The organism is Streptococcus sp. LQJ-218, from assembly GCF_003428885.1.
Classification (GTDB): domain Bacteria; phylum Bacillota; class Bacilli; order Lactobacillales; family Streptococcaceae; genus Streptococcus.
This window is the reverse complement of the sequence record NZ_QQRU01000008.1, coordinates 108,738-125,409: the sequence shown is the minus strand read 5'-3', so window position 1 is coordinate 125,409 and position 16,672 is coordinate 108,738. Positions and strand designations below refer to the sequence as shown.

General features: G+C 39.7%; 13 protein-coding genes and 1 CRISPR repeat array. Of the genes, 8 read left to right on the top strand and 5 right to left on the bottom strand.

Annotation, left to right across the window (positions count from 1 at the left end):
- Positions 1-23: 23 nt before the first annotated feature.
- From argS to csn2, 8 genes are all read left to right on the top strand, one after another.
- Positions 24-1,715 (top strand): arginine--tRNA ligase, encoded by a 1,692-nt coding sequence (gene argS, locus D2908_RS08240; RefSeq protein ID WP_117306265.1) that lies wholly within the window; start codon positions 24-26, stop codon positions 1,713-1,715.
- Positions 1,716-2,231: 516 nt separating this feature from the next.
- The gene (locus tag D2908_RS08235; RefSeq protein WP_023943963.1) at positions 2,232-2,477 is read left to right on the top strand and encodes a hypothetical protein; all 246 of its coding nucleotides are present in this window, start codon (positions 2,232-2,234) and stop codon (positions 2,475-2,477) included.
- 167 nt (positions 2,478-2,644) lie between these two features.
- A complete protein-coding gene (locus tag D2908_RS08230; RefSeq protein ID WP_117306263.1) occupies positions 2,645-3,661 on the top strand; it encodes an NAD(P)H-dependent glycerol-3-phosphate dehydrogenase in 1,017 nt (338 codons plus the stop codon).
- 21 nt (positions 3,662-3,682) lie between these two features.
- A complete protein-coding gene (gene galU / locus D2908_RS08225; protein ID WP_117306261.1) occupies positions 3,683-4,582 on the top strand; it encodes a UTP--glucose-1-phosphate uridylyltransferase GalU in 900 nt (299 codons plus the stop codon).
- A 498-nt stretch (positions 4,583-5,080) separates the two neighbouring features.
- The gene (cas9, locus tag D2908_RS08220; protein WP_117306259.1) at positions 5,081-9,190 is read left to right on the top strand and encodes a type II CRISPR RNA-guided endonuclease Cas9; all 4,110 of its coding nucleotides are present in this window, start codon (positions 5,081-5,083) and stop codon (positions 9,188-9,190) included.
- Positions 9,190-10,056, top strand: coding sequence for a type II CRISPR-associated endonuclease Cas1 (gene cas1 / locus D2908_RS08215; RefSeq protein ID WP_117306257.1), 867 nt, complete (start codon positions 9,190-9,192; stop codon positions 10,054-10,056). The genes cas9 and cas1 overlap by 1 nt, the downstream gene beginning before the upstream one ends.
- Positions 10,053-10,397: a CRISPR-associated endonuclease Cas2 gene (gene cas2, locus D2908_RS08210; protein ID WP_117306255.1), complete on the top strand. Its 345-nt coding sequence runs from the start codon at positions 10,053-10,055 to the stop codon at positions 10,395-10,397. The genes cas1 and cas2 overlap by 4 nt, the downstream gene beginning before the upstream one ends.
- Entirely contained in the window at positions 10,387-11,049 is a 663-nt protein-coding gene (csn2, locus tag D2908_RS08205; RefSeq protein ID WP_117306253.1) for a type II-A CRISPR-associated protein Csn2, read from the top strand. The genes cas2 and csn2 overlap by 11 nt, the downstream gene beginning before the upstream one ends.
- A 90-nt stretch (positions 11,050-11,139) precedes the next feature.
- Positions 11,140-12,362: a CRISPR direct-repeat array (repeat unit 36 nt; unit sequence GTTTTAGAGCTGTGTTGTTTCGAATGGTTCCAAAAC).
- Positions 12,363-12,422: 60 nt separating this feature from the next.
- Here the strand turns inward: csn2 and D2908_RS08200 are convergent.
- From D2908_RS08200 to D2908_RS08180, 5 genes are all read right to left on the bottom strand, one after another.
- Entirely contained in the window at positions 12,423-13,100 is a 678-nt protein-coding gene (locus D2908_RS08200) for a rhomboid family intramembrane serine protease (protein ID WP_117306251.1), read from the bottom strand.
- Complete coding sequence (locus D2908_RS08195; protein ID WP_117306249.1) at positions 13,084-13,623, bottom strand: 5-formyltetrahydrofolate cyclo-ligase; 540 nt, start codon at positions 13,621-13,623, stop codon at positions 13,084-13,086. The genes D2908_RS08200 and D2908_RS08195 overlap by 17 nt, the downstream gene beginning before the upstream one ends.
- A gap of 11 nt (positions 13,624-13,634) precedes the next feature.
- The gene (locus D2908_RS08190) at positions 13,635-14,765 is read right to left on the bottom strand and encodes an N-acetyldiaminopimelate deacetylase (RefSeq protein ID WP_117306247.1); all 1,131 of its coding nucleotides are present in this window, start codon (positions 14,763-14,765) and stop codon (positions 13,635-13,637) included.
- 67 nt (positions 14,766-14,832) lie between these two features.
- Positions 14,833-15,531, bottom strand: coding sequence for a 2,3,4,5-tetrahydropyridine-2,6-dicarboxylate N-acetyltransferase (gene dapD / locus D2908_RS08185; protein WP_117306245.1), 699 nt, complete (start codon positions 15,529-15,531; stop codon positions 14,833-14,835).
- A 229-nt stretch (positions 15,532-15,760) separates the two neighbouring features.
- Entirely contained in the window at positions 15,761-16,672 is a 912-nt protein-coding gene (locus D2908_RS08180) for a DMT family transporter (RefSeq protein ID WP_117306293.1), read from the bottom strand.

Below are 16,672 nucleotides of genomic sequence, written 5' to 3'. Positions count from 1 at the left end.
AAAAGTCCAAAAAGGAGCTCTTAATGAATACAAAAGAATTGATTGCTAGCGAATTGGCTAGCATCATTGATAGTCTGGACCAAGAGGCTATTTTAAATTTACTGGAAACCCCTAAAAACTCAGAAATGGGAGACATTGCTTTCCCTGCTTTTTCTCTTGCAAAAGTCGAACGTAAGGCACCTCAAATGATTGCTGCTGAACTGGCTGCAAAAATTAACAGCCAAGCCTTTGAAAAGGTTGTCGCAACAGGACCTTACGTTAACTTTTTCCTTGATAAATCTGCCATTTCTGCTCAAGTATTGCAAGCTGTTATAACTCAAAAAGAACACTATGCTGACCAAACTATTGGTAAACAAGAAAATGTTGTGATCGATATGTCTAGTCCAAATATCGCTAAACCATTTTCTATTGGTCACCTGCGCTCAACTGTTATCGGAGATAGCTTATCACATATTTTCCAAAAAATCGGTTATCAAACGGTCAAGGTCAACCATTTGGGGGACTGGGGTAAACAGTTTGGAATGCTGATTGTTGCCTACAAAAAATGGGGCGACGAAGAAGCTGTAAAAGCTCATCCAATTGATGAACTCCTTAAACTCTATGTCCGCATCAACGCTGAAGCTGAAAATGATCCAAGTTTGGATGAAGAAGCACGCGAATGGTTCCGTAAACTTGAAAATGGAGACGAGGAAGCTCTCGCACTTTGGCAATGGTTCCGTGATGAAAGTTTGGTGGAATTTAACCGTCTTTACAATGAATTGCAAGTCGAATTTGACAGCTACAATGGAGAAGCCTTCTACAACGATAAGATGGATGCAGTTGTAGACATTCTTTCTGAAAAAGGCCTTCTTGTTGAATCAGAAGGTGCCCAGGTTGTAAATCTTGAGAAATACGGAATTGAACATCCAGCTCTTATCAAGAAATCGGACGGTGCGACTCTCTATATCACACGTGACTTGGCCGCTGCCCTTTACCGTAAAAATGAATACCAATTTGCTAAATCTATCTACGTCGTTGGTCAAGAGCAATCTGCCCACTTTAAACAGCTCAAAGCTGTCTTGAAAGAAATGGGCTACGACTGGAGTGACGACATTACCCACGTTTCTTTTGGTTTGGTAACAAAAGAAGGAAAAAAACTCTCTACGCGTAAAGGGAATGTCATCTTGCTAGAGCCTACAGTTGCAGAGGCCATCAGCCGTGCCAAGGCCCAAATCGAGGCTAAAAATCCTGAACTTGAAAACAAAGACCAGGTAGCGCATGCTGTTGGGGTTGGAGCCATTAAATTCTATGACCTCAAAACCGACCGTACAAATGGATACGACTTCGACCTAGAAGCCATGGTATCCTTCGAGGGTGAAACTGGACCTTACGTTCAATATGCTTACGCTCGTATCCAATCTATCTTGCGCAAAGCGGATTTCAGACCAGAAACAACTGGCAACTATAGCTTGAATGATGCTGAAAGCTGGGAAATCATCAAACTCATCCAAGACTTCCCACGTATTATCAACCGTGCGGCGGATAACTTTGAACCTTCTATTATTGCTAAATTTGCAATTAGCCTGGCTCAAGCCTTTAACAAATACTATGCACATACGCGCATCTTGGATGAAAGCCCAGAACGTGACAGCCGTCTAGCCCTTAGCTACGCAACCGCAGTCGTTCTTAAAGAAGCCCTTCGCTTGCTCGGAGTAGAAGCACCAGAGAAGATGTGATTCAGTACTAACAATTGGAACTAAAGTTCCCAATTGTTAGACGCTAGTCGCTTTTATGCGAACTAGCTAACTGCTTCACTAGTCATGGCCCCTAAATATAATCGATTTAGAGGGCCACGACGTCGTAAATGAGGCGAATTGCCTAAACGATTCACTAATTCACCTAACCAAATAATATCGATTTGGTTAGGCTCATGTCGTAATCTTTTAATCACTTTATTGTAAAGTAGTCTAAATAACTAACGCCAAATCCTATTCGGACTTTGGCTAGGCGCTTCACTAGTTTTAGGACATAAATATGATCGATTTATGTCCTAAAACGTCGTAATCTTAAAGTTATTGGAACTAAAGTTCCTAATGTCGCTTTTATGCGGACTAGCTAACTGCTTCACTAGTCATGGTCTCTAAATAAAATCGATTTATGTTTCTTTACGTCGTAATAAGAGATACTTGACTAAGCGCTTCACTAATTCAATTTATTCACTACTATTTCTTTATCATTCAGGGAGATTTCCTATGAGCCAATATGCTTATGTCCTCGTTGTGATTAGCTTGGTATTCCTTTTTCTGCTCAATAAGTACGAAAAAGAACGACTTCAAAGGCTCTACCAAGAACAACTGTTGAAGGATGAAACATTTAGGGCTGACATCAAAGAGAAAATTCACACGACTGAAAATATCAATGATGTCATTGCTTACATCAATAAAACTTATCATTTGGGAATGTTGCTATCAAAAGACATTACAGATCAATTGAAATAAACCGAGCTATTCTTTAAGAAATATAAAAACCGAGACTAAGAGTTTAATACTTAGGCTCGGTTTTTGTATATTTTTCAAGCAACAAAGCAACCACTCCCCAGCAATGCAAGTGCAAAATCCCCTAGAATGTGATAAAATAAAAAGAGAACTCTATCAAGGAGGAAAACATGGAAAAACAAACCGTCGCCGTCTTGGGGCCTGGTTCTTGGGGAACTGCCCTTTCACAAGTCTTAAATGACAATGGACACGAGGTACGTATTTGGGGAAATCTTCCCGAGCAAATCAATGAAATTAATACCTATCATACTAACAAACACTACTTTAAAGATGTCGTTCTAGACGAAAATATCATTGCCTACACCGACTTAGCAGAGGCATTAAAAGATGTAGATGCGATTTTGTTTGTTGTCCCAACAAAAGTGACACGACTTGTTGCTCAACAAGTTGCAAAAACCTTAGACCATAAGGCGATCATCATGCACGCATCAAAGGGATTAGAGCCTGATAGCCATAAACGATTATCAACCATCCTTGAAGAAGAAATTCCTGAACATCTCCGCAGTGATATTGTCGTTGTTTCAGGACCTAGTCATGCAGAAGAAACCATTGTTCGTGACCTGACTTTAATCACTGCTGCTTCTAAGAATTTACAAACAGCTCAATACGTTCAGGAGCTCTTTAGTAATCACTACTTCCGACTTTATACCAATACGGATGTTATCGGGGTCGAAACCGCTGGTGCTCTTAAAAACATTATTGCTGTCGGTGCTGGAGCCTTACATGGTTTGGGGTTTGGTGACAATGCCAAGGCAGCCATTATCACTCGAGGTTTGGCAGAAATTACTCGTCTAGGGGTAGCACTCGGAGCCAATCCATTGACCTATAGTGGCTTGTCTGGTGTAGGAGACTTGATCGTAACGGGAACTTCTATCCACTCTCGTAACTGGAGAGCCGGAGATGCTCTCGGACGTGGAGAATCTCTAGCCGATATCGAAGCCAATATGGGTATGGTAATCGAAGGAATTTCAACGACTCGAGCAGCCTATGAATTAGCCCAAGAACTTGGAGTCTATATGCCCATTACACAGGCCATTTACCAAGTTATTTATCACGGAACCAACATCAAAGATGCCATTTATGACATCATGAACAATGAATTTAAAGCAGAAAATGAGTGGTCTTAACCCTCTAGAGAAAGGATTCTTATGACATCAAAAGTTAGAAAGGCAGTCATCCCTGCTGCTGGACTGGGAACTCGATTTCTACCAGCAACCAAGGCTCTTGCCAAAGAAATGTTGCCAATTGTAGACAAACCAACTATCCAATTTATCGTAGAAGAAGCTCTCAAATCAGGTATTGAAGATATTCTGGTTGTCACTGGTAAATCAAAACGTTCTATTGAAGACCACTTTGACTCAAACTTTGAGCTTGAGTACAATCTCAAAGAAAAAGGCAAAACGGATTTGTTAAAATTGGTAGATGAAGCAACTGGTATGCGCCTTCACTTTATCCGTCAAAGCCATCCTCGTGGCCTTGGAGATGCTGTCTTACAAGCAAAAGCTTTTGTAGGAAATGAACCCTTCGTTGTCATGCTTGGTGACGACCTAATGGATATCACAGATGAACGTGCTGTTCCTTTGACAAAACAATTGATGAACGATTACGAGACGACTCATGCATCAACAATCGCTGTTATGCCTGTCCCTCATGAAGAAGTTTCAGCATATGGAGTGATAGCGCCTCAAGGAGAAGGAATCAATGGTCTCTATAGCGTTGAAACTTTCGTTGAAAAACCAGCTCCAGAAGATGCGCCAAGCGATTTGGCAATCATCGGACGCTATCTTCTCACACCAGAAATTTTTGATATTCTCGAAAAGCAAGCTCCTGGCGCTGGAAATGAGATCCAGCTTACCGACGCGATTGATACGCTCAATAAAACACAACGTGTTTTCGCTCGCGAATTTACAGGAGCTCGTTACGACGTTGGGGATAAGTTTGGCTTTATGAAAACATCTATTGACTACGCCCTCAAGCACCCACAAGTCAAAGATGACTTGAAAGATTACCTCATCCAACTGGGAAAAAAATTGGCTGAGAAAGAATAACATAATCATTTATATAAAGAAGAACTAGGATGTTTAATTTTCCTAGTTCTTCTTTTATATATCAAGATTAGCCACACATAAATTAAGTAAATTCTCTACTTGAATCTACCTATTTCATAAAAACTAATGAAAACGCTATACTTGTATTTGTTTTTTCATGAAAATAAGAGTAGAATAAATTAGTATAGTAAAACAAAAAAGCACCGAATCGGTGCGCACTTTTCCAAGTTGTGTACGGACAAAGCCTTATTTTAACTTTGCTGTGTTGTTTCGAATAGTTCCAACACTTGTATTGTATACTTTTCTATTAAAAATTGCAAGAATAAATTGTTATAAAATAGAATAACACTTCATTTTATAAGATTAAAAACTTACATGTTGAAAACGTTTTACAAATTCTTGATTTTAATAGTCAAAAGATATATAATTTAGCTAAAGTTAATATATTAGCGTCTACTAATAAGAACTTAAAGAGTATAACCCAAAGGAGAAACCTAAATGAGCAATAAAGCATACTCTATCGGACTTGATATCGGAACAAACAGTGTCGGATGGGCCGTCATTACGGATGACTATAAGGTGCCATCGAAAAAAATAAAAGTTTTGGGCAATACTGATAAACGATTTATCAAGAAAAATCTCATCGGAGCTCTATTGTTTGATGAGGGAACTACTGCTGAGGCTAGACGCCTTAAACGAACTGCACGTCGTCGCTATACTCGTCGAAAAAATCGTCTTCGCTATCTTCAAGAAATCTTTTCTGAGGAAATGAGCAAGTTGGATAGTGGTTTCTTTCATCGATTGGATGACTCCTTTTTAATTCCTGAGGATAAAAGAGGGAGTAAATACCCTATTTTTGCTACCTTGGCAGAAGAAAAAGAATACCATAAGCAATTTCCAACTATCTATCATTTGAGAAAGCAACTAGCGGATTCGAAAGAAAAGGCTGACTTGCGCTTGATTTACCTAGCATTAGCTCATATGATTAAATACCGTGGACATTTTTTGTATGAAGAATCTTTTGATATTAAAAACAATGATATCCAAAAAATCTTTAATGAATTTATAAGTATTTACGATAATACCCTTGAAGGAAGTTCACTTAGTGGGCAAAACGCACAAGTAGAAGCAATTTTTACCGATAAAATTAGTAAAACTGCAAAGAGAGAGCGCGTTCTAAAACTCTTTCCTGACGAAAAGTCCACTGGTCTCTTTTCAGAATTTCTCAAGTTGATTGTAGGAAATCAAGCTGATTTCAAAAAACATTTTGACTTAGAAGAAAAAGCCCCACTACAATTCTCCAAGGATAGCTATGATGAGGATTTAGAAAACTTACTCGGACAAATTGGAGATGACTTTGCTGATCTTTTTCTAGTTGCTAAAAAACTCTATGACGCCATCCTTCTATCAGGAATCTTAACCGTTACAGATCCTTCAACCAAGGCTCCACTGTCAGCATCTATGATTGAGCGCTATGAAAATCACCAAAAAGACTTGGCATCTTTAAAACAATTTATCAAAACCAATCTTCCAGAAAAATATGACGAAGTTTTCTCTGACCAATCTAAAGATGGGTATGCTGGATATATTGATGGTAAGACCACACAAGAAGCATTTTACAAATATATCAAAAATCTTCTCTCTAAATTCGAAGGAGTAGATTATTTCCTTGAAAAAATCGAACGTGAATATTTCTTGAGAAAACAACGCACCTTCGATAATGGTTCTATTCCTCATCAAATTCATCTTCAAGAAATGAATGCCATTCTCCGTCGGCAAGGAGAACATTATCCATTCCTGAAGAAAAACAGAGAAAAGATAGAGAAAATCTTGACTTTCCGTATTCCTTACTACGTTGGCCCATTGGCTCGTGGCAATCGTGATTTTGCTTGGCTTACTCGAAATTCTGACCAAGCAATCCGACCTTGGAACTTTGAAGAAATTGTTGATAAGGCAAACTCTGCAGAAACCTTCATCAATAAGATGACTAACTATGACTTGTATCTCCCAGAGGAAAAAGTTTTGCCTAAGCACAGCCTGTTGTATGAAACATTTGCTGTCTATAATGAATTAACAAAAGTAAAATTTATTGCAGAAGGATTGAGAGACTATCAATTTCTTGATAGTGGGCAGAAGAAGCAAATTGTCAATCAATTATTCAAAGAGAAAAGAAAAGTAACTGAAAAAGACATCATTCATTATCTACACAATGTTGATGGCTACGATGGAATCGAACTAAAAGGAATTGAAAAACAATTTAACGCTAGTCTTTCTACTTACCATGATTTGCTCAAGATTATCAAGGATAAGGAGTTTATGGATGATTCCAAAAATGAAGAGATTCTTGAAAACATCGTCCACACGCTAACTATCTTTGAAGATCGTGAGATGATTAAGCAACGCCTTGCTCAATATGACTCTCTCTTTGATGAAAAAGTAATCAAGGCACTAACTCGTCGACATTATACTGGTTGGGGAAAACTCTCTGCTAAGCTGATTAACGGTATCTGTGATAAGCAAACAGGGAATACGATTCTTGATTATCTGATTGATGACGGTAAAATCAATCGCAACTTTATGCAGTTAATCAACGATGACGGACTTTCCTTCAAAGAAATTATCCAAAAAGCACAAGTGGTTGGCAAGACAGATGATGTGAAGCAAGTCGTCCAAGAACTCCCAGGCAGTCCTGCTATTAAAAAGGGAATTTTACAAAGTATCAAGATCGTTGATGAACTTGTCAAGGTTATGGGCCATGCTCCTGAGTCCATTGTGATTGAGATGGCACGAGAAAATCAGACAACTGCTAAGGGAAACAGTAAGTCACAACAACGTTTCAAGAGACTTTCAAATGCTATTTCAAAACTCGGAAGTAATATTCTAAAAGAACATCCAACAGATAACACTGAGCTCCAAAACGACCGTCTCTTCCTTTACTATCTCCAAAATGGGAAGGATATGTACACTGGAAAAGCTCTTGATATCAACCAACTGAGCAGCTATGACATTGACCACATCATCCCACAGGCCTTTATCAAGGATGATTCTCTTGATAACCGTGTCTTAACTAGTTCAAAGGAGAATCGTGGGAAATCCGATAATGTTCCTAGCCTAGAAGTCGTTCAAAAAAGAAAAGCTTTTTGGCAACAACTATTGGATTCTAAATTGATTTCAGAACGTAAATTTAATAATCTAACCAAAGCAGAGCGAGAGCGAGGCGGGCTAAATGAGCTTGATAAAGTTGGCTTTATCAAACGCCAGTTAGTTGAAACACGTCAAATCACAAAACATGTTGCACAGATTTTGGATGCCCGTTTCAATAAAGAAGTGACTGAGAAGGATCAGAAGAACCGTAATGTCAAAATCATCACTTTGAAATCCAACCTGGTTTCCAACTTCCGTAAAGAATTTAGATTATACAAGGTTCGGGAGATCAATGACTATCACCATGCGCATGATGCCTATTTAAATGCAGTGGTTGCTAAGGCTATCCTTAAGAAATATCCTAAACTAGAGCCTGAATTCGTCTATGGTGACTATCAAAAGAACGATCTTAAGAGATACATCTCAAGATCCAAAAACCCTAAAGACATTGAAAAAGCAACTGAAAAATATTTCTTCTACTCAAACTTGTTGAACTTCTTCAAAGAAGAGGTGCATTACGCAGACGGAACTATCGTAAAAAGAGAAAATATCGAATACTCCAAAGACACTGGAGAAATCGCTTGGAATAAGGAAAAAGATTTCGCAACCATCAAAAAAGTACTTTCCTATCCACAGGTGAATATTGTGAAGAAGAGAGAGGAGCAAACAGGTGGCTTCTCTAAAGAGTCCATTCTTCCTAAAGGAAATTCTGATAAGCTAATTCCTCGAAAAACAAAGGGTATTCTTTGGGAAACTACTAAATATGGGGGATTTGATAGCCCTGTTATCGCCTATTCAATCTTGCTCATTGCCGATATCGAAAAAGGAAAAGCGAAAAAACTGAAGACTGTCAAAACTCTAGTTGGTATCACGATTATGGAAAAAGCTGCTTTTGAGGAGAATCCAATAACCTTCCTTGAAAATAAAGGCTATCATAATGTCCGTAAAGAAAACATCCTCTGCCTACCTAAGTATAGTTTATTTGAACTGGAAAATGGTCGCAGACGACTACTTGCAAGTGCAAAAGAACTTCAAAAAGGCAATGAAATAGTCCTTCCAGTATACTTAGCAACCTTGCTCTACCATTCTAAAAATGTCCATAAACTAGACGAACCAGAACATTTAGAATATATCCAGAAACACCGAAATGAATTTAAGGATTTGTTAAATCTTATATCTGAGTTCTCTCAGAAATATGTCCTCGCAGATGCAAATCTAGAGAAAGTCAAGAACTTATATGCAGACAATGAGCAGGCAGATATAGAAATGCTAGCAAATTCGTTTATCAATTTGTTGACCTTTACTGCTTTGGGTGCTCCTGCTACCTTTAAATTTTTTGGCAAAGATATTGATCGAAAACGCTACACAACTATATCTGAAATCCTCAACGCCACCCTTATCCACCAATCCATCACTGGTCTTTACGAGACTCGGATTGATTTAAGCAAACTAGGAGAAGACTGATGGGATGGAGAACCGTTGTTGTCAATACGCACTCTAAACTTTCTTACAAGAACAACCACTTGATTTTTAAAGATGCCTCTCGGACAGAGTTAATTCACCTGTCCGAGGTGGACATCTTGCTTTTGGAGACGACAGATATTGTTCTCTCTACTATGCTAATCAAACGCTTGGTAGATGAAAATATTCTGGTCATCTTTTGTGATGATAAACGCTTGCCAACGGCCTACTTAATGCCTTACTATGGCCGACACGATTCCAGTTTACAACTCTCTCGTCAAATCACATGGGGCGAGGAGGCTAAAGCACAAGTTTGGACCACCATTATTGCACAAAAAATTCTCAATCAAGCTTTTTATCTGGGGTGTTGTGGTTTTCTGGAAAAGGGCCAGTCCGTCATCGATCTCTATCATGGGTTGGATTTGTTTGATCCTAGTAACCGTGAAGGGCACGCAGCTCGGATTTATTTTAACACCTTGTTTGGAAATGATTTTAGTCGTGAGCAAGATAGTGATATCAATGCCGCCTTGGACTATGGCTATACCTTGATATTGAGTATGTTTGCGCGTGAGATTGTTTTGTCTGGCTGCATGACTCAGTTTGGCTTGAAGCATGCCAATCAGTTTAATCAATTCAACCTAGCTAGTGATATTATGGAGCCTTTCCGTCCGATTATTGACAGAATTGTCTATGAAAATCGAAACAGTTCTTTTGTCAAAATCAAACGAGAACTTTTTACTATTTTCTCAGATACCTTCCACTACAATGGTAAAGATATGTACCTGTCCAATATCATCAGCGACTATACTAAGAAAGTCATCCAAGCTCTCAATCAACCTGAGAAAGGAGTGCCTGAGTTTAGGATATGAGTTATCGATATATGCGTATGATTTTAATGTTTGATATGCCAGTTGATACCGTAGAGGAACGCAAGGCCTATCGGAAATTTCGGAAGTTCCTAATAGATGAGGGATTTATCATGCACCAATTCTCCATTTATAGTAAGCTATTACTCAACAACTCTGCTAATAGCGCCATGATTGAGCGACTCAAGACTCATAACCCTAAAAAAGGGAATATTACTCTCTTAACCGTTACAGAAAAGCAGTTTTCTCGCATGATTTACTTAAATGGTGAACGAAATACCAGCGTAGCAAACTCCGACGCACGCTTGGTCTTTCTAGGAGAGGAGCCTAAAGATGAAGATTAATTTCCCACTATTGGATGAACCATTATCTATTGAAAATGCAACTTTTTTAGTGTTGGAAGACCAGTTTACCTTTTCAACTATCGTCAAGCAATTCTACCAGTACACTGATGATGGAGAGTTGAAGTTGTTTGATAGAAATCTAAAATCTCTGAAAGAATCAGAATTACTAGTGATAACGGATGTCTTAGGATACAATCTCAACTCACCTGCCATGCTCAAGCTGATACATGCTGACCTTGAAAATCAACTCAATGACAAGCCCGAAGTCAAGTCTATGATTGAAAAGTTGGTTGCTACGATTACAGAATTGTTGTCATTTGAGTGTTTGGAAAACGAGTTAGACCTAGAGTATGATGAAATTACCATTCTAGAGTTAATCGATGCACTTGGTGTCAAAGTCGAAACCCTGAGTGATACACCTTTTGAAAAGATGCTAGAAATTGTCCAGGTTTTTAAATATCTCTCTAAAAAGAAACTCCTTGTTTTCATCAATGCATCCGCCTATCTATCAAAGGATGAGTTAGTAAATTTGATAGAGTATGTCCAACTCAATCAACTGTCCGTCTTGTTTGTTGAGCCTCGGAAAATCTATGATTTTCCGCAGTATGTATTGGATCAAGACTATTTCTTGAACCCCGAGAATATGGTATAATAAAAGTAAGAATTGGGACCTGACGATCTGAAGTCTAGCTGGGACGAATGGCGCGATTACAAAATTTCGTGAGAAAAATTTTTCTACGAGGTTTTAGAGCTGTGTTGTTTCGAATGGTTCCAAAACAAACATAAGCCAGAAGTGATTAAGCCAGAAGTTTTAGAGCTGTGTTGTTTCGAATGGTTCCAAAACAACTGCTGATTGGAACGACTGAGCTTTGCGGTTTTAGAGCTGTGTTGTTTCGAATGGTTCCAAAACTAAGTCATTTCCGATTTGTTGCACGCTGATGTTTTAGAGCTGTGTTGTTTCGAATGGTTCCAAAACAATCAACACAAAACGCAAGAATTACAACTAGTTTTAGAGCTGTGTTGTTTCGAATGGTTCCAAAACCTTTGCTATCTTAGCAATGTCCGCAATGAAGTTTTAGAGCTGTGTTGTTTCGAATGGTTCCAAAACTGTTTCATAATTTCATCTTGCTGACCTAAAGTTTTAGAGCTGTGTTGTTTCGAATGGTTCCAAAACCTCTGGCTAAAACAGAATTTCAAAAAACAGGTTTTAGAGCTGTGTTGTTTCGAATGGTTCCAAAACTCGTTTGCTATCTCAAAGCTTATCTACTTGTTTTAGAGCTGTGTTGTTTCGAATGGTTCCAAAACGCTTGTTGATGTTGAAAATTTTAACTGTAAGTTTTAGAGCTGTGTTGTTTCGAATGGTTCCAAAACTTAACGCAAGCACACGCTTGAAGTTAGAAGGTTTTAGAGCTGTGTTGTTTCGAATGGTTCCAAAACAAACTACAAGAGTGTATTGATAATCTTAATGTTTTAGAGCTGTGTTGTTTCGAATGGTTCCAAAACCAGTATCTTAATTTTGTTATCGGTGGACGTGTTTTAGAGCTGTGTTGTTTCGAATGGTTCCAAAACTCATATCTGCAATAGAGATCTTATCAATCGGTTTTAGAGCTGTGTTGTTTCGAATGGTTCCAAAACATCAGCCATTCTTCTGTTCTTCATGAGTGCGTTTTAGAGCTGTGTTGTTTCGAATGGTTCCAAAACCCTAAAATCACTGCGCCAGTTCCTAATAGCGTTTTAGAGCTGTGTTGTTTCGAATGGTTCCAAAACAAAATAAGATGAAGAACTATGGAATTACGAGTTTTAGAGCTGTGTTGTTTCGAATGGTTCCAAAACAGTTCCAACTTCAGCAGTGATACGGCCTTCGTTTTAGAGCTGTGTTGTTTCGAATGGTTCCAAAACCACTTGACGGAAAGGCTCAAATCCAACAATGTTTTAGAGCTGTGTTGTTTCGAATGGTTCCAACCCACATTAAAAGCTACTCATTTTTAAGTAGCTTTTTTCTTATTCAAGTTTAAATATTAGTCGTCACAACCCCATTCCCCTGTAGAAAAGCAAGACTTCGAATCCTACGAACAACACTAACGCTACCAGTCTCTGACTAGCGCTATACATCCGTCTTTCTCCTCGAACTGGAAAGATAATTGCTAGAAATGCGCCACCAACTGCACCACCGATATGGCCTGCTAGGCTGATTCTTGGAATCAGAACACTTCCAATAATGTTAACCACAAAAAGTGTCAGATAAGATTGCCCTAGCTGCTGGATATAAGGATTACGCGTTGCATAGCGAAGAACGATAATCGCAGCAAATAATCCATAGAGAGAAGTCGAAGCTCCTGCTGCTAAGGATTTTGGACTAAATACAAAAACAAAGAGGTTGCCCATCATTCCAGATAAGAGATAGAGAAAGAAAAACTTCTTGGATCCGAAAATTTCCTCTACTTGCCTACCAAGATAATAGAGTGAAAGCATATTAACAATGAAATGTTCCCACCCAATATGAACAAAAATGGCAGAAAAGAGACGCCAAACCTGCTCAGGAAAGAGGCGAATAGCTGGCCCATACATGGCTCCAAATCGAAATAGGGTATCTGCCCTATCAAAGTTTCCACCTGTAGTCACCAGCATTAGTAGAAATACCAAGGCCGTTACTAAGAGGAAAAAACTCGTTACAGGATAACGTCTATCAAAGATTTCCTTCATCAATCAGAACCTCCTGAACAGGAATATCATGCTTTTCAGGGATAAAGCCCTGAATTTGACAAGGATATACCGTACTCAAAGTATGACCAGAAAAATGTTCTAGATAGCGGTCATAATAACCTCCACCATAGCCAATCCGATAGCCTTCCGTCGTAAAAGCCAGACCAGGAACATGAATCAAATCAATCTGAGAGGCATCCACCACTTCCAAATCTCCCTGTGGCTCCAGTAAGCCAAAGGAAGTTTTTACCAACTGCTGCGGATCATAGACTACAAAGTCCATGCGCCCCTTGGGATAGGTTTTAGGTATCAGAACCTTCTTGCCGTCCTTCAGCGCCTGCTCAATCAGTTCCTGCGTGTAAAACTCATGAGGAAAAGAGAGGTAGGTTGCGATGACCTTAGCTTCTTGGTAAAAGGGGTGTTGTAAAAGTCGCTCGGTTAAAGCTTGGCCTATAGCCTGTTTTTGTTCTTGAGATATAGCCTTCATTTCTTGCAAGACTAGCTTACGTAATTCCGATTTCATAAACAATCCTCCTACTCTGCTGCCTTCTTTGTCAGGAAACTAGAGACCGCATCCACCCCAATAGCTAAGGCTTCTTCCTTAGGACTCATTTGAGGGTGATGAAGGGCGTAGAAACTATCAATACCTAGCCAAAACATAACGCCATCAACTTTTGAAAGGAGATAACCAAAATCCTCACCTGTCATAGCAGGTTCGATATTAATCAGCTCAATTCCCTCTTTTTCTTCAAAGAAATCCATCAGTTCACGCGCCAAGGCTGGATTGTTCTCAACAGGCAGGTAACCACCTTGCTTGAGTTCGACTTCAACTTCCATATCAAAGGCAGCTGCAACTCCTTCTGCAACTGTTTTGACCCTCTTTTGCACCAAGAGACTCATATCCTGAGTTAATGCCCGAATAGTTCCATGCAAAAAGGCTGTGTCTGTGATGACATTGTTGGTTGTTCCAGCTTGAAAGACACCGAAAGTGACGACAGCCCCCTCTATAGGATTGACATTACGGCTGACAACTGACTGGACTTGAGTTACAAAATAGCTAGCCGCCACCAAGGCATCATTAGCTTCATGTGGAAAAGCTGCGTGTCCCCCTTTGCCTTTGAATCGAATCTTCACTTCGCAAGTTCCTGCAAAGAGTGTATGAGTATTGGTCGCAATCTGCCCAACCTTCAAATCTGGCCGAACATGGAGCCCATAAAACTGGTCTGGCAACCAATCTCCAAAAGCGCCATCCTCATACATGAGCATGCCACCAGCTTCATTTTCTTCAGCAGGTTGAAACAGAAAGAGCAGATTGTTCTTTGGTTGCTCCTCAAGGGCTCTCTCAAGACAGCCCAAAGCAATAGTCATGTGGAAATCATGGCCACAAGCATGCATACGACCTTGATGCTGAGAAGCGAAAGGCAAGCCTGTTTGTTCAACGATGGGCAGGCCATCAATATCTGTTCTCCAACCAATGGTACGCTTCGGCTGACTTCCCTGCAAATAAACCAAAATCCCTGTCCGCCAAGCTCGGATTTGGACAAAATTCTTGCCTGCAGTCAATTTCTCAATCACATCCAGTAAATAAGCCTGAGTATTGAACTCCTCCAAGCCAATCTCTGGAATCTGGTGCAAATCTCGTCTAGTCTGAATCAAATCTAACATCTATCTGTCCTCCTATATAGCAGAAAGAGGCTGGAAAAAGGATTCCGCCTCTTTATTACTTTTACAATTACAAGGTACGAAGCGCATCCTCTAGCGCTGTTTTTTGTTGGGTTTGGGAATCAATCTCTTTGATGATACGAGCTGGAACACCTGCTACCACCACATTTTCTGGGACATCTTGGGTAACAATAGCTCCTGCTGCGACAACTGAACCACTACCGATTTGGACCCCTTCGATAACCACAGCATTGGCACCGATGAGAACATTGTCTCCAACACGGACTGGTTCTGCGCTAGCTGGCTCAATCACACCTGCAAGAACGGCACCTGCACCAATATGACTGTTTTTCCCCACAATAGCACGGCCACCAAGGATAGCACCCATGTCAATCATGGTTCCTGCACCAATTTCAGCACCGATGTTAATGACTGCTCCCATCATGATAACAGCATTGGCACCAATTTCAACCTGGTCACGGATAATAGCACCTGGCTCGATACGAGCGTTGATAGCACGTTTATCTAGCAAAGGAACGGCAGAATTACGAGCATCTTGCTCAACAACATAGTCTTGATTTTCTACCAAACCATCGAGAAGCGGAGCCACGTCCTTCCAGTCACCAAACAAGACATTCCCTAATTTGACAACAGAGCTAGGTACAGCAGTTGCAAGTTGTCCTTCAAAGGTTACTTTAACCCTGGTTTTCTTTTCAGCATTGGCGATAAATTGGATAATTTCTTGAGCGTTCATTTTTGTAGCAGTCATAGGCGCCTCCTGGTTCATTATAATGATACCTATTCTACCAAAAAAGGCCTCAAATTTGAAGCCTTTTTGTTTGTTTTTAGGTATGATTTTTAGGGATATGAGATAAAACGTGCTGTCGGTAAAAGCAAGCCCCCTACCGATACAACCTAAAAACACTCTTCACAACTATCTCCCCGTGTTTTATTGACCATTCTAGTATAGCACACTTTTAGAATTAAGAAAAGACTTTTTATTTACTTTCTTTTACTTCTTCTATCGATAAGAAAATCATGGGTAAAATAATCAGGACCATAGCTAGAAGGAGGGACCAATCCACTACCAAGCCTAAAAATAAAGCACTCAATAGAGCAGACGATAAAGGTTCACTGGCACTGATAACGGAAACCACCAAAGGAGAAACCATGGACACAGCCTTCATGGAAATGAAAAAAGCAAAAGCCGTCCCAAAGAAAGCGATAATGAGGCAAATCAAGATACTCCAAATATCAAGAGTAAAGGAAAGCTGATACACTGGCGTGAGGACATTACTAAATAAACCTGCCAAAATCATCCCCCACCCAACCGTCGGTACAAAACCGTATCTTTTAGCGAAAGACCGAGGCAAAATCACATTAAACATAACACCCATGGCACTCAGTAAACCCGTTATAAGGGCTAGCGGAGTCACAGATAACTGGGAGAGATCTCCCTTTGTCGCCATCAAGCAAACACCCAACATGGCGATCAAAACATAGAAAATGGCGCTTTTTGACGCTCGTTTTTGATAAACTAAACGATTGTAAAAGAGGATAAAGACAGGACTGATAAACTGTAAAATAGTTGCTGTCGCTGCATTTGAGTGCTCTACACAGAGATAGAAAAAATACTGAACTGAAAAAATCCCCAAAATAGCATAGGCCAAAAAGGGCAGGTAATTTTTCTTGTCTCGCCAGATATCTAACACTTGTGACTTTAATTGCATTGCAGACCAAATGAGCACAAGACTCCCTGCCAGTGTCAAACGCATAGAGGTAATCCAGCCCGAAGACACTGGATAATGAGTAAAGAAATATTCTCCTAAAATTCCACAGATGCCCCAGATTAAGCCGGATAGGAGCGAGTAAATAGTTCCGTTAACAATCTTTTTCTGATACTGATTCAT

Coding starts and splice junctions, on each gene's coding strand:
- argS (WP_117306265.1), top strand. CDS start 24: ATGAATACAAAAGAATTGATTGCTAGCGAATTGGCTAGCATCATTGAT.
- D2908_RS08235 (WP_023943963.1), top strand. CDS start 2,232: ATGAGCCAATATGCTTATGTCCTCGTTGTGATTAGCTTGGTATTCCTT.
- D2908_RS08230 (WP_117306263.1), top strand. CDS start 2,645: ATGGAAAAACAAACCGTCGCCGTCTTGGGGCCTGGTTCTTGGGGAACT.
- galU (WP_117306261.1), top strand. CDS start 3,683: ATGACATCAAAAGTTAGAAAGGCAGTCATCCCTGCTGCTGGACTGGGA.
- cas9 (WP_117306259.1), top strand. CDS start 5,081: ATGAGCAATAAAGCATACTCTATCGGACTTGATATCGGAACAAACAGT.
- cas1 (WP_117306257.1), top strand. CDS start 9,190: ATGGGATGGAGAACCGTTGTTGTCAATACGCACTCTAAACTTTCTTAC.
- cas2 (WP_117306255.1), top strand. CDS start 10,053: ATGAGTTATCGATATATGCGTATGATTTTAATGTTTGATATGCCAGTT.
- csn2 (WP_117306253.1), top strand. CDS start 10,387: ATGAAGATTAATTTCCCACTATTGGATGAACCATTATCTATTGAAAAT.
- D2908_RS08200 (WP_117306251.1), bottom strand. CDS start 13,100: ATGAAGGAAATCTTTGATAGACGTTATCCTGTAACGAGTTTTTTCCTC.
- D2908_RS08195 (WP_117306249.1), bottom strand. CDS start 13,623: ATGAAATCGGAATTACGTAAGCTAGTCTTGCAAGAAATGAAGGCTATA.
- D2908_RS08190 (WP_117306247.1), bottom strand. CDS start 14,765: ATGTTAGATTTGATTCAGACTAGACGAGATTTGCACCAGATTCCAGAG.
- dapD (WP_117306245.1), bottom strand. CDS start 15,531: ATGACTGCTACAAAAATGAACGCTCAAGAAATTATCCAATTTATCGCC.
- D2908_RS08180 (WP_117306293.1), bottom strand. CDS start 16,672: ATGAATCAGTATCAGAAAAAGATTGTTAACGGAACTATTTACTCGCTC.